Origin of the sequence: Apibacter sp. B3706, assembly GCF_011082725.1 — a bacterium.
Taxonomy (GTDB): domain Bacteria; phylum Bacteroidota; class Bacteroidia; order Flavobacteriales; family Weeksellaceae; genus Apibacter.
Map to the genome: position 1 here is coordinate 1,032,516 of NZ_CP049715.1, position 26,709 is coordinate 1,059,224.

Annotated in this window: 25 protein-coding genes; 14 read left to right on the top strand and 11 right to left on the bottom strand. The window is 29.7% G+C overall.

Going from position 1 to position 26,709, the window contains the following annotated elements:
• Window positions 1–194 precede the first annotated feature (194 nt).
• Together G8C41_RS04705 and G8C41_RS04710 are read left to right on the top strand one after the other, a co-directional pair.
• Entirely contained in the window at window positions 195–1,697 is a 1,503-nt protein-coding gene (locus tag G8C41_RS04705) for a GH3 auxin-responsive promoter family protein (protein ID WP_166006370.1), read from the top strand.
• 48 nt (window positions 1,698–1,745) lie between these two features.
• Window positions 1,746–2,600 carry a glycosyltransferase family 2 protein gene (locus G8C41_RS04710; RefSeq protein ID WP_160556595.1) on the top strand — a complete coding sequence of 285 codons (855 nt, stop codon included), beginning with the start codon at window positions 1,746–1,748 and terminating at the stop codon, window positions 2,598–2,600.
• 42 nt (window positions 2,601–2,642) lie between these two features.
• On the opposite strand, the gene G8C41_RS04715 is transcribed toward G8C41_RS04710, so the two are convergent.
• Window positions 2,643–3,359 carry a class I SAM-dependent methyltransferase gene (locus tag G8C41_RS04715; protein WP_166006373.1) on the bottom strand — a complete coding sequence of 239 codons (717 nt, stop codon included), beginning with the start codon at window positions 3,357–3,359 and terminating at the stop codon, window positions 2,643–2,645.
• A gap of 55 nt (window positions 3,360–3,414) precedes the next feature.
• Here G8C41_RS04715 and G8C41_RS04720 point away from each other — a divergent pair, with 55 nt between their 5' ends.
• The 4 genes from G8C41_RS04720 (at window position 3,415) to G8C41_RS04735 (ending at window position 7,295) form a co-directional block, all read left to right on the top strand.
• A complete protein-coding gene (locus tag G8C41_RS04720) occupies window positions 3,415–4,302 on the top strand; it encodes a glycosyltransferase (protein WP_166006375.1) in 888 nt (295 codons plus the stop codon).
• Complete coding sequence (locus tag G8C41_RS04725) at window positions 4,303–5,784, top strand: lipopolysaccharide biosynthesis protein (RefSeq protein WP_166006377.1); 1,482 nt, start codon at window positions 4,303–4,305, stop codon at window positions 5,782–5,784. It begins immediately after the preceding gene.
• Between the two features lie 93 nt (window positions 5,785–5,877).
• The gene (locus G8C41_RS04730; protein ID WP_166006379.1) at window positions 5,878–6,702 is read left to right on the top strand and encodes a hypothetical protein; all 825 of its coding nucleotides are present in this window, start codon (window positions 5,878–5,880) and stop codon (window positions 6,700–6,702) included.
• A 74-nt stretch (window positions 6,703–6,776) separates the two neighbouring features.
• Window positions 6,777–7,295, top strand: a complete 519-nt coding sequence (locus tag G8C41_RS04735; protein WP_166003639.1) for a PaaI family thioesterase — start codon at window positions 6,777–6,779, stop codon at window positions 7,293–7,295.
• Between the two features lie 76 nt (window positions 7,296–7,371).
• Here G8C41_RS04735 and G8C41_RS04740 read toward each other — a convergent pair whose 3' ends face one another.
• The 4 genes from G8C41_RS04740 to prmA all read right to left on the bottom strand — a co-directional run bounded on the left by G8C41_RS04740 (window position 7,372) and on the right by prmA (window position 10,345).
• Window positions 7,372–8,325, bottom strand: coding sequence for an electron transfer flavoprotein subunit alpha/FixB family protein (locus G8C41_RS04740; RefSeq protein ID WP_166006381.1), 954 nt, complete (start codon window positions 8,323–8,325; stop codon window positions 7,372–7,374).
• A gap of 43 nt (window positions 8,326–8,368) precedes the next feature.
• The gene (locus G8C41_RS04745) at window positions 8,369–9,115 is read right to left on the bottom strand and encodes an electron transfer flavoprotein subunit beta/FixA family protein (protein ID WP_166006383.1); all 747 of its coding nucleotides are present in this window, start codon (window positions 9,113–9,115) and stop codon (window positions 8,369–8,371) included.
• Window positions 9,116–9,230: 115 nt separating this feature from the next.
• On the bottom strand, window positions 9,231–9,518 hold the full coding sequence (locus G8C41_RS04750; RefSeq protein ID WP_105298139.1) for an ATP-dependent Clp protease adaptor ClpS: 288 nt from the start codon (window positions 9,516–9,518) through the stop codon (window positions 9,231–9,233).
• Complete coding sequence (prmA, locus tag G8C41_RS04755) at window positions 9,515–10,345, bottom strand: 50S ribosomal protein L11 methyltransferase (RefSeq protein ID WP_160567257.1); 831 nt, start codon at window positions 10,343–10,345, stop codon at window positions 9,515–9,517. Before prmA ends, G8C41_RS04750 begins: the two co-directional genes overlap by 4 nt.
• 226 nt (window positions 10,346–10,571) lie before the next feature.
• On the opposite strand from prmA, the gene G8C41_RS04760 reads away from it, so the two are divergent.
• Both G8C41_RS04760 and G8C41_RS04765 read left to right on the top strand, forming a co-directional pair.
• Window positions 10,572–11,405, top strand: a complete 834-nt coding sequence (locus G8C41_RS04760) for a hypothetical protein (protein ID WP_166006385.1) — start codon at window positions 10,572–10,574, stop codon at window positions 11,403–11,405.
• Window positions 11,406–11,416: 11 nt separating this feature from the next.
• Window positions 11,417–12,031, top strand: coding sequence for a deoxynucleoside kinase (locus tag G8C41_RS04765; protein ID WP_105297521.1), 615 nt, complete (start codon window positions 11,417–11,419; stop codon window positions 12,029–12,031).
• A gap of 125 nt (window positions 12,032–12,156) precedes the next feature.
• Here the strand turns inward: G8C41_RS04765 and recQ are convergent, their stop codons facing one another.
• On the bottom strand, window positions 12,157–14,352 hold the full coding sequence (gene recQ / locus G8C41_RS04770) for a DNA helicase RecQ (RefSeq protein WP_166006388.1): 2,196 nt from the start codon (window positions 14,350–14,352) through the stop codon (window positions 12,157–12,159).
• An 83-nt stretch (window positions 14,353–14,435) separates the two neighbouring features.
• Here recQ and G8C41_RS04775 point away from each other — a divergent pair, with 83 nt between their 5' ends.
• Together G8C41_RS04775 and tatC are read left to right on the top strand one after the other, a co-directional pair.
• Complete coding sequence (locus G8C41_RS04775; protein WP_410488974.1) at window positions 14,436–15,398, top strand: SIS domain-containing protein; 963 nt, start codon at window positions 14,436–14,438, stop codon at window positions 15,396–15,398.
• Between the two features lie 44 nt (window positions 15,399–15,442).
• Window positions 15,443–16,264, top strand: coding sequence for a twin-arginine translocase subunit TatC (gene tatC / locus G8C41_RS04780; RefSeq protein ID WP_166006390.1), 822 nt, complete (start codon window positions 15,443–15,445; stop codon window positions 16,262–16,264).
• A 36-nt stretch (window positions 16,265–16,300) separates the two neighbouring features.
• Here the strand turns inward: tatC and G8C41_RS04785 are convergent, their stop codons facing one another.
• On the bottom strand, window positions 16,301–17,149 hold the full coding sequence (locus G8C41_RS04785) for a fructosamine kinase family protein (RefSeq protein WP_166006392.1): 849 nt from the start codon (window positions 17,147–17,149) through the stop codon (window positions 16,301–16,303).
• Window positions 17,150–17,499: 350 nt separating this feature from the next.
• Between G8C41_RS04785 and G8C41_RS04790 the strand changes: the two genes are divergently transcribed.
• Window positions 17,500–18,042 carry a plastocyanin/azurin family copper-binding protein gene (locus tag G8C41_RS04790; protein WP_166006394.1) on the top strand — a complete coding sequence of 181 codons (543 nt, stop codon included), beginning with the start codon at window positions 17,500–17,502 and terminating at the stop codon, window positions 18,040–18,042.
• A 70-nt stretch (window positions 18,043–18,112) separates the two neighbouring features.
• Here the strand turns inward: G8C41_RS04790 and G8C41_RS04795 are convergent, their stop codons facing one another.
• The 3 genes from G8C41_RS04795 to G8C41_RS04805 all read right to left on the bottom strand — a co-directional run bounded on the left by G8C41_RS04795 (window position 18,113) and on the right by G8C41_RS04805 (window position 22,461).
• Window positions 18,113–18,880, bottom strand: a complete 768-nt coding sequence (locus G8C41_RS04795; protein ID WP_166006396.1) for a hypothetical protein — start codon at window positions 18,878–18,880, stop codon at window positions 18,113–18,115.
• Window positions 18,881–19,461: 581 nt separating this feature from the next.
• Window positions 19,462–20,748 carry an adenylosuccinate synthase gene (locus tag G8C41_RS04800; protein ID WP_166006398.1) on the bottom strand — a complete coding sequence of 429 codons (1,287 nt, stop codon included), beginning with the start codon at window positions 20,746–20,748 and terminating at the stop codon, window positions 19,462–19,464.
• Window positions 20,749–21,000: 252 nt separating this feature from the next.
• On the bottom strand, window positions 21,001–22,461 hold the full coding sequence (locus G8C41_RS04805; RefSeq protein WP_166006400.1) for an aminoacyl-histidine dipeptidase: 1,461 nt from the start codon (window positions 22,459–22,461) through the stop codon (window positions 21,001–21,003).
• A gap of 326 nt (window positions 22,462–22,787) precedes the next feature.
• Here G8C41_RS04805 and G8C41_RS04810 point away from each other — a divergent pair, with 326 nt between their 5' ends.
• The 3 genes from G8C41_RS04810 (at window position 22,788) to G8C41_RS04820 (ending at window position 25,325) form a co-directional block, all read left to right on the top strand.
• Entirely contained in the window at window positions 22,788–24,086 is a 1,299-nt protein-coding gene (locus G8C41_RS04810; protein WP_105297512.1) for an aminopeptidase P family protein, read from the top strand.
• Window positions 24,087–24,115: 29 nt separating this feature from the next.
• Window positions 24,116–24,985, top strand: coding sequence for a cupin-like domain-containing protein (locus G8C41_RS04815; RefSeq protein WP_160567277.1), 870 nt, complete (start codon window positions 24,116–24,118; stop codon window positions 24,983–24,985).
• Window positions 24,986–25,082: 97 nt separating this feature from the next.
• Complete coding sequence (locus G8C41_RS04820) at window positions 25,083–25,325, top strand: hypothetical protein (protein ID WP_160567279.1); 243 nt, start codon at window positions 25,083–25,085, stop codon at window positions 25,323–25,325.
• 75 nt (window positions 25,326–25,400) lie between these two features.
• Here G8C41_RS04820 and G8C41_RS04825 read toward each other — a convergent pair whose 3' ends face one another.
• Complete coding sequence (locus G8C41_RS04825; protein ID WP_160542172.1) at window positions 25,401–26,612, bottom strand: acetate/propionate family kinase; 1,212 nt, start codon at window positions 26,610–26,612, stop codon at window positions 25,401–25,403.
• Between the last annotated feature and the right edge of the window lie 97 nt (window positions 26,613–26,709).

The window sequence follows — 26,709 nt, forward strand, 5'->3', positions numbered from 1 at the left end:
TTTACCTTAATTCTTGTTTGCGAATATACTAATAATATTAATTTTAAAAGTTTTCATTTTATATTTTATTCTCTTTTTATATTAATTGTTAGAAAGTTATTTATAAAAAATTATAAGTTTTATTATTCTTTAGATTTTAACATACTAAAATTAAATTACGATATTTGTTACGTGATAAATTCATACTAGTTACCATGGGTTTTTTAAAAAAGAAACTGGCACAAGGGTGGGCATCCCTTCACCATAAAAAAGAGCAAAAATGGATTGACAATCCGGTGGAAACACAAAACTATTGGTTTGAAAAACTCATTAAAGAATCTCAAAATACAAATTTTGGCGTTGATTACTCTTTTTCTAAAATAAGTTCTATTTCAGATTTTCAAAAAAATGTTCCTGTTCAGAATTATGAAACGTTAAAACCTTATATAGAAAAAATTAAATCGGGACAAGTTAATATTTTATGGCCTAATAAGCCCCTTTATTTTGCAAAAACCTCAGGTACCACCTCAGGCACTAAATACATTCCTATTACTAAAGAATCCATGCCCTTTCATATAGAAGGAGCTAAAAGTGCTTTACTTCACTATATATATAAAAGAAAAAATCCTAATTTTATCAATGGTAAAATGATTTTTTTACAAGGAAGTCCTGTTTTGGAAAATAATAATGGGATCATGACGGGAAGGCTGTCAGGAATTTCCGCCCATTTTGTTCCGAAGTATCTTCAATACAATCGTATGCCTTCATGGAAAACCAATTGCATTGAAGATTGGGAAACTAAAGTTGATAAAATTGTAGAGGAAACTGTTGATAAGAATATGACTTTAATCAGCGGCATTCCTCCTTGGCTGGTTATGTATTTTGAAAGATTGATTGCAAAATCAGGTAAATCCATAAGTAAAATTTTTCCCAATTTACAGCTTTTAGTAACAGGAGGTGTAAATTATAAGCCGTATGAAGATAAAATAAATGAATTAATTGGTAAAAAATTGGATATTATCCAAACCTATCCGGCTTCGGAAGGATTTATTGCCTTTCAGGATGATGTGGACCATGAAGGATTGTTGCTTATGTTGAATCATGGTATTTTTTATGAATTTATACCTTCAGAAGATATTGGTAAAAGTAAGCCGAGACGTCTTACTCTGGAACAAGTGGAATTGAATACAGATTATGCTATACTATTGACAACGAATGCCGGATTGTGGGCTTATGAAATAGGCGATTTAGTCCGATTTATCAGTAAAGATCCGTATAAAATTCTTGTGACCGGAAGAACTAAACATTTTACTTCTGCATTTGGTGAACATGTCATTTCATTCGAAGTAGAAGAAGCTATTAAAGAAACCATGGAAGTAACGGGATGTATTGTTCAAGAATTTACTCTTGCTCCTCAGGTCAATCCTTCGGAAGGGCTGCCCTATCATGAATGGTTCATAGAATTTGAAAAACCGCCGATCAACATTGATGAATTTGAATCAAATTTAGATCAGGCTCTTAGAAAAAGAAATTCTTACTATAATGATCTTATTACGGGTGCTATCTTAAGACCTTTAAAAATTTCAATTATCAAAAAAGGTGGATTTAATGAATATATGAAAGAAATCGGTAAGTTAGGAGGTCAAAATAAACTTCCTCGTTTGTCTAATGATCGAGCTATTGCCGATAAACTTGAAAAATATGTTTTGAAAGGTTAGAATGAAAATGTTATAGTAAATTAAAATCATATTAAAAGAACATACTATTTGAAAATTTTAGTTGTAATACCGGTATTTAATGAGTCTAAACATATATTGAAATGTTTACAATCTTTCTATGAACAATCCTATAAAAATATTGATTGGATTTTAGTCAATGATTCTTCAACGGATAATTCAAAGGAAATTATTGAAGAATTTATTAAAGATAAACCTACTTTCCGCCTTATTAATTTAATTAATAGCTCTGAACATATTCCAGGTGCAAAAGTCGTTAAAACGTTTTATGCCGGATTAAATTCAGCTAATTGGAAACAGTATGATGTTTTAGTTAAACTGGACGCCGATATAATTCTCCCTGATAATTATTTTGAACTCATTGTAAATGAATTACATAACAATCCAAAAATTGGCATTATCGGTGGATTGGTTTACATAAAAAAAGGGAATCAATGGGTTTATGAAAATATTTCAAATAAAAATCACGTACGCGGTCCCATAAAAACTTATAGAAAAGAATGTTTTAGTGATATTGGTGGCCTTCGTATGACATTGGGTTGGGACAATCTCGATATATTACTTGCCCGTATGCATCATTGGGAAGTTAAAGTCTTAAAGAATCTTTTCGTAAAACACTTAAAACCAACTGCACACGTTTATCAAGAAACTAAATCTCGAAAATTGGGTGAATATTTTTACAATATCGGACTATCCAAAAAATTAGCCTTTATATCCTGTTCAAAATCTTCATGGAAAGAAAAATCTTTACGACATTTTATAATTTCATTTAAAACTTTTATTTCTTTAGAAAAAGAAAAAAAAGAACGAGTGATCACTCAAGAAGAAATGAATTTCATTCGCAAATTTCGATGGAATGAAATGATTAAAAAATTCAAAAGGTAAACTTTTCAACTTTCCTTTTATACTATTTTATATGAAAAATTATTATTCCTTTCCTAAAAAAATTTCAATGGGTACTAGATTTAAAAGTTCTTTTCTATGTGAAGCCAAAAAAGAGTATTCCAATTGTGGAATATCTTCATTTGATATTGAATCAAAAACAGTAGGTAAAACTTCTTGTGTCGGAATTTTTTTGACTACTCCTAATCCATGATCGGTATCTAAAACACTTACTGTTAATTCAGGATGATTTTTTCTAAGAAAAACGATCGTTTTCCATACATCGCCGTTCCAAATATTTTTCCAACTTTTATGAGATGAAAATTTAATTCTTGCGTCTTCAATATTACTCGCAGGAAAGGCTGCAATTTTATCCTGAGGATTACAATCATGTAAGATTATAATTCCTTGATCAGACAAATACTTAAGCGAATTTAGCGTATCTTTGAGAGATTGACTGAAAGTGTGTAATCCATCGATAAAGGTAAGATTTATCGGATTATTTTTAAGAAATTTATGATGGCTGTCAAAGAAACGATCACTGGTCATCTCAAAATATTTGTTTTTAAAATTATGGGGATTTTTAACTAAATATCTAATTTTTTTGATAAAGCTAAAATTAAAATAAGGATCCACTGCAATTCTTTGTTTTGCTCCTTTGATATTAAAAAAACATTTTCCTCTGTTTACACCGATTTCCAAATAATTTTTAACATCATTAACTTTTATTAAATAATTTAAAACATCAACTCTAGTAATCATAAGGTTTCTACTATTTTATTATTTATATATTTGTAATAGGTTTTATATCATGTAAATGTACAACATTGTAAGTGTAATTGTTACATATAATGGGGAAAAATGGATAAAAAAATGTTTGGATTCTTTATTGGCATCTAGCATACACACAGATATTTACCTTATAGACAATGGATCGACCGATAGTACTTTAAAAATTGTCGAAAATTATCCCGCTGTAATTTATACGGAAAGTGGCCGTAATGTAGGGTTTGGACAAGCTAACAATATCCTTTTAAAAAAACTATATAAAGAAAAAAACTATACCCATTATTTTCTTATCAATCAAGATGCTTGGATAGACAAAAATTGTCTACAATATTTAGCTGATGTTTCCATCAAAAATCCAAAGTATGGTATACTAAGTCCAATACATTATAACCATGATTTCTCTGAAATGGATTTTAATTTTAAGGAATATTTAGCGAAAAGTAAAAAGAAAAATCAAGTTATTTTAGAAACTAATTTCGTTAATGCCGCTTTTTGGTTAATTAGTAAAAAATGCTTGGAAAAGACGGGAGTTTTTAATCCTTATTTCAGCCATTACGGAGAAGATAAAAATTATTGTAATCGAGTTATTTATTCCGGATTAAAAATAGGAATTGTTACCACAGCTAAAGCCAATCATGATAGGAATAAAACAACAGATTTTAGTAAAATACAAAGATTATCAAAAATAAAATTGGATTGTATACTTTTAAATCCAAATATTAATCTTTACAAAGCATATTTTGAAGCTTTTATTAATGTTTTGGGAATACCTAAATATTATTTTAAAATGCTCTCTACTAAAAATACATCCATATTATTTTATAAATTAGGGATTCACTATATACATTTGCTTTTCTCTAAAAAGATCCGATTGAATCGTAAACAACAAAAGGAAAACTTATTTAGCATATATTAAATGGGAATAGTAGCACGTCAAGGGATAAAATACAGTCTAATTAGTTATCTAAGTTTTTTACTGGGTACATTTTCAACCATTTTTATCTATCCTTCCAATCCTGAATTTTTGGGTAAATTAAGGTTCATTCAGCCATCTGCTGAACTGATCTGTCCCTTCATCCTTTTTGGACTTAGTTATGCAAACATAAAATTCCATCAAAAACTTAAAGCAAAAAATCAACAGGTCGACTTTCTTTATGCTTCAATTAAGTTTGTGTGTCTCAATTTTATTTTTATCTCATTAGTATATTGGATAATCACTCGAGTGATTCCAAGTATTCAAGAATCTGATTCCTGGAAAATGAAACAGTATGTTTTGCCGGTCGCTTTGTCTCTTGCGTTAACTCAATTACTTTCAAAATATATCTCTAATTTAAAAAGAATAACAGTTCCCGGAATTTTTGAAAATTTTTTTCCTAAACTGGGAGCTCTTACGGCTTTTATCTCCTGTGTGTATATAGGAATATCACAAAAAAATGCTCTATATATATTCGTATTATTTTTTGTGATTGCTATGATTGGGCTGGTATATTATTTTGTAAAATTAAACAAAGATCATAAGAGCGGATCATTAGATATATTTAAAGATAAAAATTTTAGACTTAACTTATTAAATTTCTGTATATTTTCAGTTCTTGGAAGTATTGGAAATAGATTGGCTCTACAAATTGACAACCTGATGATTCCCGAAATGTTGGATTTTAAACAAAACGGGATCTATTCTATTTTAACGTCTATTGTGGGTTTTCTTACCGTTCCTTTGATGGGTATTTTCACCATATCCGGTCCTATAATTGTTGAAAAGCTGGAAAATAATAAATTAGATGAACTAAATGATTTCTATAAAAAAGTATCCAAATTTTTATTCTTATTTGGCACGGTCTTGTTGTCTTGTATTTTAGTCGGAATAGACTATCTATTCTTATTCATGAAAAACGGAAAAGAATTATCGGATTCAAAAGTTATTATTTACATTCTAGGAGCAGCCACCTTATTTGATTTGGCAACAGGTTTTAACAGTAATATTATTTCCTATTCAAAATATTTTAGATTTAATATTTATGCAATGCTATTTTTAGCGATGTTTACAATTATTTCAAATATTATTTTTATTTCGTATTTCAAATTAGGAATCGAAGGTATTGCTTTAGCAACGGCCCTATCTTTAACATTGTTTAATTTAATAAAATTAGGCTTTAATTACCGTAAGTTCGGCATTCAACCGTTTTCAAAAGAGTATACGTATATAATTTTAACCGGAATAATGGGTGTTTTACTAGTAAATTATATACCCGATTTTTCCAATAATTTATTTAATTTAATTACTAAGCCGCTACTTATTTTATGTATTTTTTTCGTCGCCAATAGTGTATTTAAATTTATTCCGATAAAAGAAATATTATCCACAAATATTAAATCTTTTTTAACGGGTAAAAAATAAAATATATAATTTTTTCAATAATAATAATTAATTTTTGATGAGTTGATAGATAATTGTAGTATTTAATGTATTTTTGTTAGGTAATTTCAATACATGAAACTTTTCTATACTTATTTTTTACTTTTATTTACCATAATCATCTTTTCTCAAGATAGAAAACAAATTAAAGGAAAAGTATATATTCTTGATAAGTATCATGAAATGGTTTCCGGTATTTATGTTAAAAATCTTTCAACCAATTACACAACGTTAACCGATATAACCGGTAATTTTTCCATTCCTGCACTTATTGGAGATGCCATTACTTTTCAATCATTCAATATCGAAAAAAGAACTATTTTGGTTACCCAAGACATGTTTGATCATTTGCAAATGAAAATTCAATTAGATCTTAAAGAAAAGCAATTAGAGGATATTTATGTTACTCCTTTTAAAACTTTTGGAAGCCTTGAATTGGATGTCAAACGAATTCCAATGATGAATAAAACCAACGAGATTTTAAAAAAATTAGGCAGTTTAAATCCATCACAAAAAATGGATGGAAGTACAGATGTTGATTCCGAAGCTGCAAAGTTATCTTCCATGAAATTTGGTATTGAAGGTATTTTGGATTTTATATCCGGAGAGGGTAAACGTAAAGAGCGTTTATCAATTTTTGAAGAACAGTCAACCATAATCAAAAATGTTAGAGACTATTTTGGAGATGCTTACTTTGAAGAATTAGGTTTGAAAAAAAATGAAATCAATGATTTTATATTGTATGCTTATTTAAATCATAATTTAAAGTTTTATTACGATCATAATAATTACTTCCAGATTTTAAATATTTTCGATAAAAATATTCTTATCTACAAATCAAGAAAAAACAACGAGAAAAAGATTACACCTAAAATTGGCAAGCCTTATTTTCCTCAATAATGTACCCTTTTTCAATCAATTTGTATAAATAATTTTTTAACTCTATTTTTATAGGGTTAAAGACATCAATTGGTATGTACAAAAAAATATATAAGCTCCTTACTACTTTGTTTAAACCCTCAACCATTTATAAATATTTTTTTAACATTTCTCCTCTTTACATAAGGACAACAGGAAATATCAAATATGTTTCAGATGATGTACATAAAATAATAGTCGAAATTCCTCTTACGTACAAAAACCGAAACTATTCCGGTACTATGTTTGGCGGAAGCATACTTTCAGCTACGGATCCTATCTATATGTTGCAGCTCATACATATTCTGGGAACTAATTATATCGTTTGGGATAAATCTGCTTATGTTGATTACATAAGGCCGATTAATAAAAAAGCCATAGCTGTATTTGAATTTCAAAAAGAAGAAATAGAAAAGATAAAAGAAATGGTTAAAAATGATAATGAAATATTTATCAAAAAGCAAATGAACATTACCAATTCAGAAGGTCAAATTTATTGTTATTTAGAGAAAAAAATCTATATAGCAGACAGTCAGTTTTATAAAGCAAAATTAAAAAGTAAAACTCACAGATAAATAAGTATAAATAAAAAGAATCAGCTTTGTAATTAAACTGATTCTATATAATTATGTATAGAGTAAAGACGCACAATTAATGAGCATCTTTAAAAGCTTTTAATTTTTTAGTCAATTCCGGTACAACTTCGAATAAATCACCAATTACACCATAATCAGCCGTTTTAAAAAAAGGTGCTTGCGGATCGTTGTTTATAACGACTATGGTTTTACTTTTAGTAATCCCGGCAACATGTTGAACAGCTCCCGAAATACCGATTGCTATATATAGTTTAGGAGAAATAGTTTTCCCTGTTTGTCCTACATGTTCGGCATGAGGTCTCCATCCTAAATCGGCTACCGGTTTAGTACAAGCTGTAGCTGCTCCAAGTACATTTGCTAAATCTTCAATTATTCCCCAGTTTTCCGGTCCTTTCATTCCTCTACCCGCTCCAACTACCAATTCAGCCACTTTAACATCTAACTTCCCTGTAGCTACTTCTTGTTGTTTTACTTGATACGTTGGATCTGCAACTGTGGTTACCGTAATTTTTTCTTCTGTACCGGAAACGGGATTTTCTTTTGCTCCCACAGAATTAACGGAAAGGGTTAAAACTATAGTAGGTTCTTGAGTTTCAACAACAGCAATTCCTTTTCCTGAAAAAACGGATCTTTTCACCTTAAACGGTGTTACGGACAGCGGCTTCGAAATGGCTTGTGTAATATAAGCCGCAGATTTTTCTTTGACAATATAAGGAGCTATAGAAACACTTTCATTAGTATGTGCAAAAAGAATATAGTTACCGTCAATTATTTTTGATAAAACCGAAGCGTACACTTTTGGATTAAAAGATCGCAAAGATTCATCTTGAATATTTATAACTTTAGTTGCTCCAAATTTATATAAGTGTTCTGAAGAATCTTCAGAATTTATAGTTAGTGCCGTTACTGAATCTCCAATTTCATCTGCCAAAATTTTAGCGTATGTTATTAATTCGTAGGCCTCTTTTTTATATTTTCCTTTAGAGTTTTCTATATATGCGTAAATCATTTATTTCAACGTTTGTATTACAAAATTGATTGTAAGTTTATACTTAAATTACTTTCGCTTCTTCATGAAGCAAGCGAACCAATTCATCTAAGTTATTTTTATCTACATAAACCACTTGAGATCTTGTCTTTGGCTTTTCAAATTCTGCAATGATAACCTTATTTCCGGAAAATTTAGGTTCAACAACCGTAAAGGGTTTATTTTTAGCAGTCATAATACCTCTAATATTAGGAATTTTTAATTGATTTTCAGGAACAAAACCTTCTTGACCTGCTAAAACAGCAGGTAATTCAATTGAAATTGTTTCTTTTCCATTATCTATTTCCCGTACCACCTGTATGGTTTTTCCTTCAACTTCCAAACCGGTAACGGCATTAACAAATGGGTAATCTAATTCAGCAGCCACTAAACCCGGAACCAATCCTCCGTTATAATCAATCGATTCTTTACCTAAAAGTAACAAATCATAAGCTCCCTCTTTTGCTACTGCTGCAATTTCTTTAGCCACTAATTCACTGTCCGTAGGTCGAATATTAACCCGAATGGCATTATTAGCACCGATTGCCAAGGCCTTACGCATTACCGGCTCAACAGTAGTATCTCCAACTGTAATAATAGTTACTTCAGCTCCCTGTTTTTCTTGAAAATATAATGCTTTGCTTAGGCAATATTCATCTTGAGGATTAATTATATATTGAATTCCATAAGTATCGAATTCTTTTTGATCATTCGTAAAATTAATTTTGGATGTAGTATCCGGTACGCTACTTATAGCTACTAATATTTTCATCAACGTATTTTTTCCTGTAACTAAATTAAGTAAAAATAATAAAGTATTTTTATTTATTTACTTCTTTTACTAAGAAATTAAAGTAAATAAAAAAATATAAGAATGTTTATATAATTTAGACAATTTGTGAAGAAAGCCCTTTTTTCAATAATGCTTGATGGATCGGAGTTAGTTTTTCTAAAGATCCGGTTTTAACTTCACATTTTCCTTTGTAATGAACTAAAAAAGTACATTGTTGGGCTTGTTCTAAAGTATGTTCACATATCTCTATTAAGCAATCGATGACATAATCAAATGTATTAAAATCATCGTTATGCAAAACAATTACATGAGGAGCAGCTTCTTTTACCAACGTATCAACACTCTCCTGCTCTTTCCAATGGGGTTGATTATTGTAAATCATATTTTGTTTAATAATATTGAAATCCAATTATTTTTACTTAATTTCTGAACAAATTTTAAGCCATTCCCGGTAGCTTCTGCAATAATGTCATCAAAATCATGTTCAAAGATACCACTTACCAAAACGTATCCATTAGGACGCAGATTTTCAACGTATTTTGATATATCTTTCAATAAAATATTTTTATTGATATTGGCTAAAATTATATCAAATGAGTGATTTCCTAATAATTCGGCATCTCCCAATTTAATATCTATATCTACTTCATTTTTTTTAGAATTTTCCAGAGCATTACCGTATGACCATTCATCAATATCTATTGCTTCAACATAATGGGCTCCCCTCTTTTTTGCAAAAATTGCCAACACTCCGGTTCCACTGCCCATATCTAAAACATCTTTACCTTCAAAATTCATTGTCAACATTGCATGAAGCATGTTATAAGTGGTTTCATGATGCCCCGTACCAAAAGACATCTTCGGATCAATTTTAATAGAAAAAGGAAGATCGTTTCTGACAGGATGAAAATCTGCATGTAAATAAATTTGATCTTCAATGACTACCGGTGGAAAATTTTTTTCCCATTCTTCATTCCAATTGATATCGGGAGATAATTTTTTTTCGTAAGATATTTCAACTTCAGGAGAAGACATAATAGGTAATTCCTTAATTAATTGCTCATCTTCTTCTTCAACCTTAATATAAGTTAAAAAACCCTGTTCGGTTTCTACAAAACTTTCAAAAGGCAACTCTGATAAAAACGCGATTAAAATGTCTCTCCAAGGTTCTAATGGTTTTACGTTGAAATGGTATTCTGTATATTTCATGGAATCATTTAAGTATCGCAAATTTAAAAAATTAATATCTTATTCTCTTAAGGATCTATAAAATTCATCCACGTTATATATTATAGCTACGCTTTGTTAATGGTTGATAATCTATAGCTGAAAATCCCTATCCAATTATTGAAAATTATTTTCTTTGAGAAGATTTTTTGGAATCAAACAAGTAAAATTATTTTTTTACTTTTACTTTATATTTTTTGAAATTTCAATGTCACGATTCATCAATTTGCTGGTTTTAGTACTATTTATCAATATTTCATTGGGACAACAATTGGTTTTACAAGATAGTATTAAAATTGAAGTTCCCGAATCGTTTAATTTTCAACAAGCAGATATCTTCAATTCTTTATATTTCGTTTCTCAAAAGGATAATACTTTATTAAAATACGATCCAACTTCACAAAAAAAATTTATACTTAAAAATTTTAATACATCCAAAAAGCTGTTTATCGTAAATCCTTTATTTTTAGTAACTTTTGATAAGATGAACCAAATTCTTGAATTTTATGACGATAAGTTGATAAATACTCAGGATAATGTTTCTATTTTAACCGATCAACTTATAAATCCAGACTTAATTTATGTTCAAGACAACCATTCATTATTATATTTTGATGAGTTGAACTCTCAAAGCTTTATTCAATACGATTACAGATCAAAAAATACCATACTTTTTTCAAATACTTTGTCTGAAGAACTTTCAGATAATTTTATACTAAAGGATATCTACAATTCTAAACAATCAAAATTTCTTCTTTTAAAAAGTAACAACGAATCCAACGAAGCTTATCAATACAAAATTTGTAAGCAAAATAATCAAAATGTTTATACTTATGTAATACCCGAAATGGAAGACTATGGATGGATGGTACAAAATTTTTATTGGATACATAAAGGTTATTTATATATCTATGATTTTGAAAACAAACCCGTTCAAATACCCTTGCCGAATTTAGGTGAAAAATATTATATTTTAAATAAACATTTATTTCTATGGAAATCTAAGGTTATGTACCTTTACACATTAGAAACTAAAAAATAAATTTATTAAGAATGCATATTGCTATAACCGGAAATATCGGCGCAGGAAAAACTACATTAACTAAATTATTATCAAATAATTACAATTGGATTGCACAATTTGAAGACACCGAACAAAATCCATATCTAGACGATTTTTATTACGATATGGCAAAATGGTCATTTAATTTGCAAATCTATTTCTTAAGTTCTCGTTTTAAACAAATAAAAGAAATTAGAGAAAATAAGAAAAATACAATCCAGGATAGAACTATTTATGAAGATGTATATATTTTTGCTTCAAATCTTCATGAAATGGGATTGATGCAAACTCGAGATTATGACAATTATTTGAATCTTTTTAATTTAATGAAAGAGTATATACAAGCTCCGGATCTTCTGATCTATCTTCGCGCCACCGTTCCTACTTTAGTAAATCAAATTCAAAAAAGAGGAAGAGAATATGAAACGTCCATTAGCATTGATTATCTTCAAAGATTAAATGAAAAATATGAAGAGTGGATTTCTAATTATACTGAAGGAAAATTATTGATCATCGATGTGGATAATATGGATTTTGTTGACAATAAGGAAGATTTAGGAAAAATTATTGATAAAGTAGAAGCTAATATTCACGGTTTATTTTAAAAGATTTTCGTATATACGATTGAAATTTATACACTCTAAAATTTAAAAAAAATAGTAAATAATTTATTAAAATTATTTACTATTTATAGTTTATAGGGTGAATGATCGTATATATCCAACTAAATTTAGTTAGCAACTTCGCTAATAAATTTAATCCTCATAATTCGTAATTCATCTTCTGAATAGTCTTCTCCAAATTCATCCAACAAGACGGACATTTTATCACTTTCAGACTCCATCAAAAAATCTATAATTTCGTCTTGTTGCTCTTCATCCAATAATTCATCTACATAGTAACCAATGTTTAGTTTAGTTCCTTGATAAACAATACTTTCCATTTCATTAAGTAAATCATTGATTGATAAATCTTTTGCTTTTGCAATATCTTCAAAATCCAATTTTCTATCCGTACTTTGAATTATGAATACTTTATGAGACGATTTATTGGCTACTTGCTTAATGACTAAATCATCAGGACGTTCAATATCATTTTCTTCAACATATTTGGCTATATATTCAACGAAATCTTTTCCAAATTTCTTTGCTTTACCCTCTCCTACACCAAACACATTGGAAAGTTCTGAAAGAGTGGTCGGATAATGTAAAGCCATATCTTCCAAGCTGGGATCCTGAAATACGGCAAAAGGAGGAATTGCATTTTTCTTGGCAACTCTTTTTCTGATATCTTTTAAATCATCAAATAATTTTTTATCTAATGCTGTGCTACCCGCCGCTTGAGGAGTAACGATCGGAGTTTCCATTTCTTTTTCAAAATCAACATCCTCGGCTATAAAAATTTCCTTAGGATCATTAATAAATGTTTTGCCTAATTCAGATAATTTTAATAATCCGTAAGTTTCTATATCTTTAGTAAGAAAATTATGGACAATGGCCTGTCTGATGATGGATTTCCAAAAATTATCCGATTTATTTTTACCAAAACCAAAATAATCTTCAAATCCCAACTTATAGGATTTGGTAATGGCTGTTTCTTTTCCAACAGCTACATTAACCAGATCTTTTAATTTTAATTTTTCTTTCGTTTTTTCAACTACGGTAAGGATTTGTTTCATTTCTTCCGCAACATTTACCATTGTTTTCGGATTCATGGAATTATCATCCATTTTTGCTCCCAAGCCATTTTTTTCGTCAAAATCTTCTCCAAAATAATGAAGTAAATATTTTCGTCTGGACATGGATGTTTCCGCATAACCTACCACTTCTTGTAAAAGTTGTAAGCCTACTTCTCTTTCGGAAACAGGCTTTGAAGCTAGAAACTTTTCTAATTTCTCAACATCTTTATAATCGTAGAAAGCAAGACAATAACCTTCTCCTCCATCTCTTCCGGCTCTTCCGGTTTCTTGATAATAACTTTCTAAACTTTTGGGTATATCATAATGAATTACAAAACGCACATCCGGCTTATCAATACCCATTCCGAAAGCTATGGTTGCACAAATTACATCCGTTTCCTCCATTAAGAATTTGTCTTGATGGGCTGCTCTGGATTTACTGTCTAATCCGGCATGATAAGGCAAGGCGTTTATTCCATTGACTTTTAATAATTCAGCTAATTCTTCTACCTTTTTTCTGCTTAAACAATAGATAATTCCGGATTTACCCGGATTGTCTTTTATATATTTTATAATTTGTTTTTCAGGATTTATTTTAGGTCTGATTTCATAATATAAATTCGGCCTGTTAAAAGAAGATTTGAAAATTTTAGCATCCATCATTCCTAAGGTTTTTTGGATATCATCCTGAACCTTTGGCGTTGCTGTAGCCGTTAGGGCTATTATAGGTGTTTTACCGATTTTTTCAATTATGAATCGTAAATTTCTGTATTCAGGACGAAAATCATGTCCCCATTCAGAAATACAATGCGCTTCATCAATCGCAAAAAATGATAATTTTATAGTTTTTAAGAACTCTATATATTCTTCTTTAGTTAAGGATTCGGGAGCTACGTAAAGCAATTTGGTTGTCCCGGATAATATATCATCTTTAACTCTTTTTATTTCTGTTTTATTTAATGAAGAATTAAGGACATGTGCTATTCCTTCACTTGAGGATATACCTCTGACAGCGTCAACCTGATTTTTCATTAAGGCTATTAAGGGAGAGACAACAATCGCTGTACCCTCTAATAATAAGGCAGGTAACTGGTAACACAAGGACTTTCCGCCACCTGTAGGCATCAATACAAATACATCGTTGCCGCTCAACAAATTCGTAATTACTTCTTCTTGCGGCCCCTTAAATGAATTAAAACCAAAAAATTTTTTTAATAATTTAGGCAAGTCTTTTTCCAAAGATTTCATTCTTAAACTTTAGTTTTTTATTAAATTTGCTGTTTATTAAATTAAATATACAACAAATTTCTTAAACAAAAAAATTATTTATTTTGGATGATCAAATGATTTTAAAAGCAGGCAAAGATACTATTTTATTTGAAACAACCGAATTACAATCCTTATATAATCGTTTAGGTGATGATTTTGTTAAAGCGGTACGTTATATACTTGATTCTAAGGGTAAACTTGTTTTGTGCGGAGTCGGAAAAAGTGCACATATAGCCAATAAATTAGTAGCCACCTTTAATTCTACCGGAACACCGTCACAATTTTTACACGCCGCCGAGGCAAAGCATGGCGATTTAGGTATTATTTCTAAAAATGATGTGGTCATCTGCATTTCTAACAGCGGTACTTCCTCAGAAATTCAAGGAGTAGCTCCTTTTCTTAAAGAATATTCTTCGGTATTAATAGCCATGACCTCTAATAAAAATTGCTTATTGGCAGAACTTGCTGACGTGGTTTTAGATACTCAAGTGGCAAAAGAAGCTGATCCTAATAATCTGGCACCCACCACTTCCACTATAGTACAATTAGCTATGGGGGATGCTCTCGCAGTTGCCTTACTTCAGGCTAAAAATTTCACTTCTTCCGATTTTGCAAAATATCATCCGGGAGGCGCTTTAGGTAAAAAACTGCTTCTAAAAGTGGAACAATTGGTAAAACCTGACCGAAGACCTGAAGTTCAACTATCTGCTCATCTTAAAGAAATTATCAATTCCTTAACGTATTCATCTTATGGTATCACTGTTGTTATTGAGGATCATAAGGTTAAAGGAGTAATTACTGACGGAGACGTAAGAAGGACCTTAGCTAAAGATGTGGATTATAACCAAATTACAGCTAAAGATATAATGTCTGTTACACCTAAAACCATTCAAAAAAATGAATTAGCCAGTGTTGCTTTTGAAGAGCTTAAAAATAATCAAATAGGTCAATTAGTTGTACTTGATGCAGAAAATTATGTAGGAATTATAGACCTGCACATTCTTTTGGATAATGGATTTAAATAATTTTATTTAAATTAGAATCTTCTTTATTTAACTAAAAAAATTCAATGGCTCAAAAAAAAGAGAATGATAATGCGAATATGCCGTTTCTTGCTCATATTGGCGTTTTAAGAAAGCATATTTTACGATCGTTAGTGGCTATATGTTTAGGGGCATGTTTCGTTGGATATAAAATTCATTTTGTAATGGACCATATTATATTCGGTCCGATACATAAGAATTTTTTGACCTTTAAACTTATGAATTTTTTCGGTCGGATCTTTGGTTCTAATGATGTATTTGACATGCCTGACGAATTTCCCATCCAAGTGCGTAAAATTTTTGAGCAATTAAATACAGCCTTTTATGTGTCTATTGTTGGAGGCTTTATATTGGTATTTCCTTATGTTATTTATGAATTATGGAAATTTATTTCTCCCGGACTAAAACCAAATGAAAAGAAAAATTCTTTGACTTTTTTCATATCAACTTATTTTCTCTTTATTCTCGGATGTTGTTTCGGCTATTTTTTTGTTACTCCTCTGACAATGCACTTTGGTTATTTTTTTAATATTTCCGAAACCATTAAAGTTAACATTGATCTGTCCAGTTATATACGAATTTTATTACAAACCGTATTAGGAATGGGCTTGATTTTTTTATTGCCTGTTATTGTATATGTTCTTACCAGTATCGGTATTTTAACTCCAAATTTCTTAAAAAAATACAGAAGACATGCCTTGGTTATTATTTTAATAATTGCCGGATTTATCACCCCCGGTGATATTCCTTCAATGCTCGTTGCCTCTTGTCCTTTATATTTATTATATGAAGCCAGTATATTGGTTTCTTCCTTGGTTTACAAAAGAAATAAAAGTGAAGCTTCTTAATTACGCAATATTGTAAGCATTTGAGATTCTAATAATCTAAAAAACACTTAAAATACTTTTAACTTCCTCTAAATAATAATTGCCGAATAAAATAGAATGAACCAGCAAAGGGTATAATTGGGTATAGGGTATACGTTTCTCCCATCCTTTTTCTAAAGGGTATTTAGAATTGTAACCTTCATAAAAATCGACGGAAAATCCTCCAAACAGGCGAGTCATGCCCAAATCCATTTCTCTATGTCCATAATAAACGGCCGGATCTAAAACCACCGGATTACCGGTATCTGATATTAAGAAGTTGCCACTCCACAAATCTCCATGGACTAATGAAGGAGTTTCTTTAGGAAAAATATCATCAATTTGTTGATAAAAATTTTCTGCCGCTCGTACTTCTTGATTACTTAAAGCATTCATATCAGTCAATTTTTTTATTAAGGGTTGCAAATGATATTGAGCATAGAATTCACCCCATGTAGACGATTTAGTATTTTTTTGAGGTAAACGTCCCACATAATTATCGCTACTGAATCCAAAAAACGGTTGAGGAATTTTATGCATCGAAGCAAGAGATTTTCCAAAATTTTCCCATATTTCTTCATTGGCTTCCCCTTTGGAAATTAATTCTAGAATCAAATATTGCTCATTGCCACTATCATCAATTTTAATAATCTTAGGGGTTCTTAATGTATGGGTTTCCTCTATAGATTTTAGTCCTTTTGCTTCCTCTCTAAGCATTCCGGGAAATTCTTTTGTACTATTGGTTTTCATAAAAAAATTTCCCTCTTCAGATTGTAAAACGTATGACTTATTTGTGTCTCCGCCCGAAATAGGTTTATAAGTAGTTATCTTAATCGGTAAACGTTTCAGTATATTCTGCAGATTCATGTTTGATTTTTTATAATTCAAAATAATATTTATTAACAATATCAAAAAATATACAAAAATGTATTACTATTTTATAATATTCTAACATACTAATATATCAATATAAAAAACAAATAAAACTTTAAAATAATTGGATACATGCAACAATTAATACTCAACTAACTTTATTTATTATATCATTTTTTATATAAATATTGATTTTTATCGATATATTAATTATAAATAGCTAATTTTAAATTTTATTCTAATAAAAAATTACTAATTTTGAAGAAACTAATTTTATACTCTTTTACATTTACTTTTCCTTAAAATCTGAACACTTTTAGTCAACCCTAAAATTTTAAGAATTTATGAAAAAAAAGATTATTCTATTAGCACTATTTTTAATAAGCTCATTAAATATTTATACTTCTTGTAATAAAAAGGATTCATCGCATAAAATTGATCCTTTATCTGCAGCCGCTTCTATGACAAAAGAAGATATTCAAAAATCCAAAGAGGAAGAGATTGCTAATCTTCCTGAAAATACTTTTATAGTAGAGGGAGATGATGCAATGCAATTTAATATACACGAATTAAAAGCAAAAGCAGGAAAACCCATTACCCTTACACTTAAACATGTGGGCAAAGCTAGTGTTAAAGATATGGGACATAATATAGTAATTATAAAACCGGGTACCAATTTTAATGATTTTGCAAATCGAGCAGCTAAGGATGCGGCTGATGATTATATTCCTAAAAATAATCCGTCAATTGTTGCCCATACCAAATTGTTAGGAGGAGGTGAACAAGATACGATAACCTTTACAATTAATGAAAAAGGAACTTATGAATATTTATGTACATTTCCCGCGCATAGTGCGACAATGAGAGGTAAACTTATCGTAGAATAAATTTTTAACTTTTAAAATAAAAAAAACAGGAAGTATATTCCTGTTTTATTATTTTATATAAAAATTAAATCTATTTAATTTTTGGCGCTTGTAAATAAAAATTATGGGCCGTTTTTAATATATATTCCTCATTTATATCCGAATAGTCTATACAACTGACTTGAGAATTTACATCATCATTATATAATTGGCGATACACATTGGATCGAACAAATGGATAATATTTTCCTTTTTTAACTAATAGCATTAACACCGTTAATAAATCTTTATCATTTTTATCTGTTGAATTATAAAAATCAACAAGAAATGGTATGGACTCAATAGCATTAATTTCCAATAAAGCTTTTTTAAAGTTGAGACCCATATATTGATTTTTTAAAGAGGTTTCACGTATAAATTCTTGAATATTTTTTCGATATTGTTTTAAAAACTTTTTTTGTCTTGCACTCCATTTGGGATCATTAACCGAAGTAGGCAGCTTTCCGAAAATTTTATTTTCCTCATAGATCGCTAGGGAATCCATATCTTCGCTTGAAGATTTAATTTCGGGATAAACCATAGTATAGGTAAATTTTTCTTTGATTGTCAATTTATCAAAATCTTTTTCCGATAAGTACCTATCATTATATTCATTTGATTCAATACCATTGATAGATGATAATTTTGAAATCAACTTTTCAATTTTTGATAAATTATAAGATGGTATTGAATTTTTTAAACGTTCTTCTTGATTTATACTTTTTATATTAGTTGAATCAATCGAAATGTTATTTTCAGTTTCTTGAGCAATATAAATATTAAAAATCAATAGAATAATAAGTAAAAATTTTTCTCTCATAAGCGCATATAATATTAGTTTATTTCATAATAGTAATCAATATTACATTAAAAAGCAATATAAACCGTTCGAAACATTTTATATAAAAACTCGCTTTTAATAGTAATGTTTTAGAGTAAATCTTATGGATACAGATTTATTCTCTCAAATACTTTGCAATATAAACAATAATTTATCATAAATAGCAATTTATTTTCATAAAATAGAATAATATTTGTCCTATAATTAGCATTTTGAAATGAAAGATTAAGAACATAGAAATATTCAATTTATATTTTTTATATAAAAAAAATCATTTATAAAAATTTATAATATACAATTATGATTTTTACAGCTATAATTATTTTTTATATTTTAAAAACTAAATATTTGATATAAGACATACAACTATATCAAATAAAATAAGTAAATAATATAAAAAGGAGAATGATATCAATAATATTAGATTTCATTCTCCTTTTTAGTATGTTAAGTGAATATATTTATGATTCAATTATTAATTCTTCAATAAAATACAATGTTCAATATATTATTTAAATTTTATATATAATTGCTTGAACGGAGTACTTGAAAAATAAGAATTATTTTAAATTAGATTTAATTATATTTTGCGATCTTTCAGGACCTACAGAAACTAAATATATTTTAACTCCAAGAAAATTTTCAATAAATTCTAAATATTTTTTAGCTAAAATAGGTAATTCTTCATAAGAGGTAACTTTTGAAATATCTTCTTTCCAACCGTCTAAATCTTGGTAAATAACTTCATAGTTTGCTAATTCTTCAATAGTAGACGGGAAAATATCTGTTATAGTACCTTCAGGCGTTTTATAGGCGGTTCCCACTTTAATTTTATCAAAATCACTTAATACATCCAATTTGGTTATTACTAAATGTGTAATCCCATTAATCATGCATGAATAGCGTAAGGCTACTAAGTCTAACCAACCACAACGACGCGGACGACCGGTTGATGCCCCATATTCATTACCAATTTTACGTATAAGTTCTCCTGTTTCGTTTTCCAATTCAGTGGGAAAAGCCCCGTTACCAACCCGTGTACAATATGCTTTGGATACTCCTATTAAATTTTTTAAACTGGTTGGTGGAACCCCAGCTCCTACGGTTGTGCCTCCGGTAGTGGGAGACGATGAAGTTACATAAGGATAGGTTCCGAAATCTATATCTAACATAAGTGCCTGAGCACCTTCAAACAGAACATTTTTATCTTCTTTTATCGCATGATTTATTTCGTATTCTGAATCTATAATGCGATTTTTAAGTTTTTCTCCAAATTCAAGATATTTTGTGTAAATATCATCAAATTTTAATGGTTCTTTGTTAAACAGCTTTTCAAATAAAACATTTTTGACGTTAAGATTTTCCTTTATTTTAGTTTTTAAAACTTCAGGATTTAATAAATCAATGGCTCTGATTCCTGTTCTTGAAATTTTATCTTCATAACAAGGTCCTATCCCTCTTTTGGTTGTTCCAATTTGAGAACTTCCTGCAAATTCTTCTCTATAGGTATCAAGTAAAATATGATACGGCATAATGATATGAGCCCTGCTGCTGATAAAAACATGATCGGTATTTAAACCTCTTTTTTCAATTTGTTCTATTTCATTGAAAAAAGCTTCAGGATTTACTACCACCCCATTTCCTATGATACATTTTCCTTTACATTGAAGAACTCCGGAAGGCAAAAGATGTAATACAAATTTATCTTCTCCTACGTATACTGTATGTCCTGCATTATTTCCTCCTTGATAGCGTACTACATAATCTGATTTTTCCGCTAAAACGTCTGTAATTTTTCCTTTTCCTTCGTCGCCCCATTGTAAGCCGACAACAACATATGTTGACATATATAGTTTAATTTATAATAGTTTTATTATTTTATAGAAATTACTTAAAAAAAGCAACTCTTTTTGCAAAATTAATTGATTATTATTAATAGCTGCTATTTTACTTAAAAAGTAATTGACATTTTATTACCATATATTAAAATATGAGCTTATTAAAATTAATTTATTTAAGCATCTTACGGATCATTATTTATTTAATGATGGTATATCTGCAAAAAATCACTTCTTCTTAACAAGCTCATAAAAGAAATTTTATTTTACCGGAATGTTTTTAAGAATTTCCAGTAAGAAATCCCAAAATTTTTGAACCGATGATATACTAACTCTTTCTTTAGGAGAGTGGGCTCCTTTAATAGTTGGCCCGAATGAAATCATATCCATTGATGGATATTTTTCACCAATAATTCCACATTCCAACCCTGCATGACAAGCCTGAACAGAAGGTTTCTCCCCGTATTTTTTTTCATAAATACTTTCCGCCAGTTTTAATATTTCTGAAGAGGGATTGGGCTTCCATCCGGGATATGAACCGGTTAATTCAACTTTCATTCCTCCTAACTGTAATGCAGCTTCAAGTGACGTTGCCACCCACATTTTAGAACTTTCAACTGATGATCGCGTTAAACATTGTATTTCAGCCTTTCCTTTTTCCAATTTTACTCTTGCAATATTATTTGAGGCTTCTACTAATCCTTCGATATCCGGACTCATTCGAAATACTCCGTTAGAAGCAGCTTGTAGACTTGAGATAAATTTTTTACTGTCTTCAACGCTTAATCCTTTTTCTACATGGTCTATCTGAGAAAGATGAATAGTCAGATTACTATCTATACTACTAAATTCTGATTTGATCTCTGAATATAGATGATTAAATTGTTCTTGTAATTTGCTTTCAAATTCAGAGGATATTGAAAATATTGCAGAAGCTTCTCTGGGTATAGCATTTCTCAAGCCTCCTCCATCAACAGAAATCAATTGAATATTAAATTTTAAAAAATCATATAAAAAACGGTTTAATAACTTATTAGAATTACCTAAACCTTTATGAATTTCCATTCCGGAATGACCTCCATGTAAACCGGACAAATTAATTCGGTAAGTTTTAGAATTTTTATTGATTTCTTTTTCTTCATAATTTGCTTTCGCTGTAACATCAATTCCTCCCGCACAACCTATGTCAATTTCATCATCTTCTTCTGTATCCAAATTAAGCAAAATATCTCCTGATAATATATCTTTACTTAATTCGAATGCTCCGGTTAAACCGGTTTCTTCGTCAATGGTAAATAAAGCTTCTATAGCCGGATGCTTAATATCTTTTGAAGATAAAACACTCATTATGGCAGCGACTCCTATTCCGTTGTCTGCCCCTAAGGTTGTACCTAATGCATGAACCCAATCTCCTTCATAAGTCATTTGTATTCCTTGGGTTTCAAAATCAAAATCAACATCATTATTTTTTTGGCAGACCATGTCCAAATGGGATTGTAAAACCACCTTTTTTCTATTTTCATATCCCGGAGTTGCCGGTTTTTTTATTACCACATTTCCACAGATATCTTCAATAGTTTCTAAATGTAAAGATGCTCCAAAGTCTTTAATAAATTTGATAACTTTTTCTTCTTTTTTAGAAGGTCTTGGTACGGAGTTCAAATCTGCAAAATGATTCCATATAGACTCGGGTTTCAATTTCTTAATAGTGTTGTTATTCATATCTTATCTTATTAAGAGGAATTTTTATTGAACAAATTTCGCTTTTTTTTATAAAAAAAACCTGCAATTTTTGCCTTTAAATACATAAAAAAAGAAAAACCTAATTTAAATTTTAATAATTAACAATTAGGCTATTTAATGTTTATTGATAATATTTAGAAATATAGCCTTTCATTTTATTAATAATGCATTTATATGCTCTTTTGTAATAATAAATTTATCTATATAACAATAAAGTAAATAATCTAAAAAAGCTCATTTAACTTTTCTAAAATTATAAAGAGTTGAAGTATTATTGTTATTTTTGATAAATAAAAATTAGTTAAATGAATACCAGATATAATGCTTTAGACAAAGATTTATTTATTAAAAATAGAAAAAAATTTGTCCAAAGAATGGCCCCAAAATCAGTTGCAATATTCAACAGCAATGATATTTATCCTATCAGTGCAGACAGTACTCTCCCTTTTCAACAGCAACGAGATTTATTTTATCTTTCGGGAATAGATCAAGAAGAATCAATTTTAGTATTATGTCCCTATGCTTATTTAGAGGAACATAGAGAAATGCTTTTTTTACGGGAAACTAATGAACATATTGCCATTTGGGAAGGAGAAAAATATTCTAAAGAGCAAGCAACTGAGGTTTCAGGAATTAAAAATGTGTATTGGTTACAAGATTTTGATAAAATTCTTGAAATGGTTATTGTTCAAATGGATAATATATATATAAATATTAACGAACATTACAGAGCCGAAAAAGTTGTTGAAACCCGAGAAGACAGATTCATAAAAAAATTACAAAATAAATACAGAGGTCATTGTTATTTACGAAGCAATCCTATCTTACAACACCTACGCTCAATTAAAGAACCTGAAGAAATAAATGCTATTCAACAAGCTTGTGATATAACGGAAAAAGGGTTTAGAAGGATTCTTCCATTTATTAAACCGGGAGTTTGGGAATATGAAATTGAAGCGGAGTTAATTTATGAGTTTATTAAAAACCGTTCTAAAGGTTGGGCTTATACACCTATTATAGCTTCCGGGAAAAACAGCAATGTCTTGCATTATATATTAAATAATAAAGAATGTAAAGACGGAGATGTTGTTTTATTGGACGTGGGGGCAGAATATGCCAATTATTCTTCTGATATGACACGTACTCTTCCCGTGAACGGAAAATTTACACCCCGACAAAAAGAAGTATACCAATCGGTACTAAATGTTAAAAATGAATCTACTAAGCTTTTAATTACCGGTAATAATTGGTACAGTTACCATGAAGAAGTGGGCAATATAATGACGGAAGAATTGTTAAAGTTAAATCTTTTAACAACAGAAGAAGTTAGAAATCAAGACCCTAAATGGCCCGCTTATAAGAAATATTTTATGCACGGAAATTCTCATCATTTGGGCCTTGACACACACGATTATGGTATACTGACGGAATCATTTGTACCTAATATGGTGTTTACCGTTGAACCGGGTATTTATATTCCGGAGGAAGGATTCGGGATTAGAATAGAAGATAATGTAGTGATTCAATCGAATGGAAATCCGCACAATTTAATGAGAAATATACCTATCGAAATTGAAGAATTAGAAGATCTTATGAATTCATGATACTATAAAAAATTTTAAACCTTTAACCTATGTTTACTTATAAACCTATTGACCGAGTTGAAAAAATATCCAAAGAAGACTTTTATAATCAATATTATAAACCACAAAAACCGGTTGTAATTGAAAAACTGACTGAAGATTGGCCTGCTTATAAAAAATGGAATTTTGACTATATTAAAAAAGTTGCAGGAGATAAAATTGTCCCTCTGTATAATAATGATCCGGTTAGTGCTGACAAAAAAGTAAATGAACCGGACGCCAGAATGAAAATGTCCGACTATATTGATTTACTTCAAAAAGGCCCGACTGATTTAAGAATATTCTTATTTAATATACTGAAACAAGTACCGGCCATGCAAGACGATTTTAAGTTTCCGGACTTAGGCCTAAATTTATTTAAAAATTTACCTATGTTGTTTTTCGGAGGTGCGGGTTCCAATGTTTTTATGCATTTTGATATAGATTTAGCCAATATTTTACATTTTCATTTTGCAGGTGAAAAACAATGCATATTGATGAAACCTCAAGATACGAAGTATATGTATAAAATACCATATGCTACTATTTGCAGAGAAGACATAGATTTTGATAATCCGGATTTTGATAAATGGCCCGGATTAAAATACGTTACTCCATATAAGGCTCATTTATCTCATGGTGAAATGCTATATATGCCTGAGGGTTGGTGGCACTATATGCAATATTTAACTCCGAGTTTTTCAATGAGTTTACGATCTTTGGCTAAAAGACCTGCAAATTTTGCTAATGCTGTATTGAATATTTTCATTAAAAGGAATTACGATAATTTTATGAGAAAAAGACAGGGGCAAAAATGGATTGAATATAAAAATAATAAGGCCATACTTGATACTAACAGAGCAATTCATCTTTCAAAATAATTTTTTGATAAGTTGAGCTATAATAACCTGAATTATTTTTTGTTTTGATTAAAATTAATTATTACATTTGAGCAAAACAATATATAATAATTGTATTATGGTAACATTGCTTTATATAGGCGCTTGGCCATTTGTTAAATTTATAGGATTTATTTTATTTTTATTAATTGCCTTTATAGGTTTTTGGTGTCTTACTTTTTTAGTATGTATCCTTCCATATTGGTTAACTTTTGGTATTGCAGAAAATAAAGGTAAAATAAATGCTCATATAGCTCCTGATGAGGTGAGATCTAAAACTCTTCCTCAACAACAAAATGTAGAAGTTGTTTATACAAAATAGGTAAATTATACTCAACAAAAAACAAAAGCTGCAATAATTTGCAGCTTTTGTTTTATTATCTTATATCTTTACTATTTACATTTTCTTTAAAATGTTCAAAGTTTCATTAGCTATTTCTAATTCTTCATTAGTAGGTATTATCATTATTTTAACTTTTGAATCGGAAGCCTGAACTTCTTCTACCTTTTCCGGCCCGCTCAATTCAACATTCTTGTTTTCATCCAATTTAATACCTAAATAATCTAAGTCTTTACAAATTAATGAACGCAATTGGGCATCATTTTCACCGATCCCGGCTGTAAAAGCAATCGCATCCACACCATTTAGAGCGGCTATATACGCTCCTATGTATTTCTTAACTCTATAAGAATACAAGTCTAAACACAAAATAGCGTTAGGATCACCGTTTAAATACATCTCGTCAACATCTCTTGCATCGCTTTTTCCGGTAAGACCTAACATTCCAGATTTTTTATTTAGCAGATCATCCAATTCCTCGAATTTAACTCCGCATTCTCTAACCATGTAAAAAAGAACGGATGGATCTATGTCTCCACTTCTAGTACCCATTACTAAACCATTAAGCGGGGTAAAGCCCATTGAGGTATCAATACTCTCCCCTTTTTCATTAATAGCGGTAATGCTTGATCCATTTCCTAAATGAATAGTTATGATTTTAGCTTCTTGATTATTTAAGTAATTTACGGCCTGCCTTCTTACGTATTTATGACTTGTTCCATGCGCTCCGTAAGATCTTATCTTGTAATCTGTGTAAAAATGGTTTGGAATTGCATATCTGTATGCTTTAGGTGGCATAGTAAGATGGAATGCTGTATCAAATACAGCTACTTGAGGGGTATTTGGAAAAAACTTTTGCGCAACTTCAATACCTAACAAGTTAGCAGGATTATGTAAGGGTGCTAAAGCACTCATTTCATCAATTTCGTTTTTTACTTCATCAGTAATTAAAACCGGAACGTTAAATTTCCCCCCGCCTTGTACAATTCGATGTCCTACTCCTTTTATTTCTGATGGATCATTAATAACTCCAACATCTTTTGCTGTTAACAATTCAACAATAAGTTTCATTCCTTCAACATGTGTAGGAAATTCTTGATGAATTTGTTTTTTATCTGAAATACCGTTTTTCAGATATTTGTGTGTAATAATTCCGCCAGTCGTACCTATTCTTTCTACCAATCCTTTAGCAATAACGGAGTTTGAATCCATGTTAAGCAATTGATATTTAATAGAAGAACTTCCCGCATTAATAACTAATATTAACATCCTTATAATTTTTAATGCAAAAGTATAGCTTTTAAATTTTTATGCAAAAAATTAAATGGATCTTGTGGATTAATAATTTTATTATTTATCTTACTTT

What these genes read in the sequence shown, in the direction of transcription:
- G8C41_RS04740 (WP_166006381.1), bottom strand. Translation starts at nt 8,325, where the DNA reads ATGATTTACGCATATATAGAAAACTCTAAAGGAAAATATAAAAAAGAG.
- G8C41_RS04760 (WP_166006385.1), top strand. Translation starts at nt 10,572, where the DNA reads ATGTCACGATTCATCAATTTGCTGGTTTTAGTACTATTTATCAATATT.
- G8C41_RS04805 (WP_166006400.1), bottom strand. Translation starts at nt 22,461, where the DNA reads ATGAATAACAACACTATTAAGAAATTGAAACCCGAGTCTATATGGAAT.
- G8C41_RS04800 (WP_166006398.1), bottom strand. Translation starts at nt 20,748, where the DNA reads ATGTCAACATATGTTGTTGTCGGCTTACAATGGGGCGACGAAGGAAAA.
- G8C41_RS04750 (WP_105298139.1), bottom strand. Translation starts at nt 9,518, where the DNA reads ATGATTTACAATAATCAACCCCATTGGAAAGAGCAGGAGAGTGTTGAT.
- G8C41_RS04815 (WP_160567277.1), top strand. Translation starts at nt 24,116, where the DNA reads ATGTTTACTTATAAACCTATTGACCGAGTTGAAAAAATATCCAAAGAA.
- G8C41_RS04765 (WP_105297521.1), top strand. Translation starts at nt 11,417, where the DNA reads ATGCATATTGCTATAACCGGAAATATCGGCGCAGGAAAAACTACATTA.
- G8C41_RS04820 (WP_160567279.1), top strand. Translation starts at nt 25,083, where the DNA reads ATGGTAACATTGCTTTATATAGGCGCTTGGCCATTTGTTAAATTTATA.
- tatC (WP_166006390.1), top strand. Translation starts at nt 15,443, where the DNA reads ATGGCTCAAAAAAAAGAGAATGATAATGCGAATATGCCGTTTCTTGCT.
- G8C41_RS04705 (WP_166006370.1), top strand. Translation starts at nt 195, where the DNA reads ATGGGTTTTTTAAAAAAGAAACTGGCACAAGGGTGGGCATCCCTTCAC.
- G8C41_RS04725 (WP_166006377.1), top strand. Translation starts at nt 4,303, where the DNA reads ATGGGAATAGTAGCACGTCAAGGGATAAAATACAGTCTAATTAGTTAT.
- G8C41_RS04810 (WP_105297512.1), top strand. Translation starts at nt 22,788, where the DNA reads ATGAATACCAGATATAATGCTTTAGACAAAGATTTATTTATTAAAAAT.
- G8C41_RS04790 (WP_166006394.1), top strand. Translation starts at nt 17,500, where the DNA reads ATGAAAAAAAAGATTATTCTATTAGCACTATTTTTAATAAGCTCATTA.
- G8C41_RS04735 (WP_166003639.1), top strand. Translation starts at nt 6,777, where the DNA reads ATGTACAAAAAAATATATAAGCTCCTTACTACTTTGTTTAAACCCTCA.
- prmA (WP_160567257.1), bottom strand. Translation starts at nt 10,345, where the DNA reads ATGAAATATACAGAATACCATTTCAACGTAAAACCATTAGAACCTTGG.
- G8C41_RS04715 (WP_166006373.1), bottom strand. Translation starts at nt 3,359, where the DNA reads ATGATTACTAGAGTTGATGTTTTAAATTATTTAATAAAAGTTAATGAT.
- recQ (WP_166006388.1), bottom strand. Translation starts at nt 14,352, where the DNA reads ATGAAATCTTTGGAAAAAGACTTGCCTAAATTATTAAAAAAATTTTTT.
- G8C41_RS04730 (WP_166006379.1), top strand. Translation starts at nt 5,878, where the DNA reads ATGAAACTTTTCTATACTTATTTTTTACTTTTATTTACCATAATCATC.
- G8C41_RS04825 (WP_160542172.1), bottom strand. Translation starts at nt 26,612, where the DNA reads ATGTTAATATTAGTTATTAATGCGGGAAGTTCTTCTATTAAATATCAA.
- G8C41_RS04745 (WP_166006383.1), bottom strand. Translation starts at nt 9,115, where the DNA reads ATGAAAATATTAGTAGCTATAAGTAGCGTACCGGATACTACATCCAAA.
- G8C41_RS04795 (WP_166006396.1), bottom strand. Translation starts at nt 18,880, where the DNA reads ATGAGAGAAAAATTTTTACTTATTATTCTATTGATTTTTAATATTTAT.
- G8C41_RS04720 (WP_166006375.1), top strand. Translation starts at nt 3,415, where the DNA reads ATGTACAACATTGTAAGTGTAATTGTTACATATAATGGGGAAAAATGG.
- G8C41_RS04785 (WP_166006392.1), bottom strand. Translation starts at nt 17,149, where the DNA reads ATGAATCTGCAGAATATACTGAAACGTTTACCGATTAAGATAACTACT.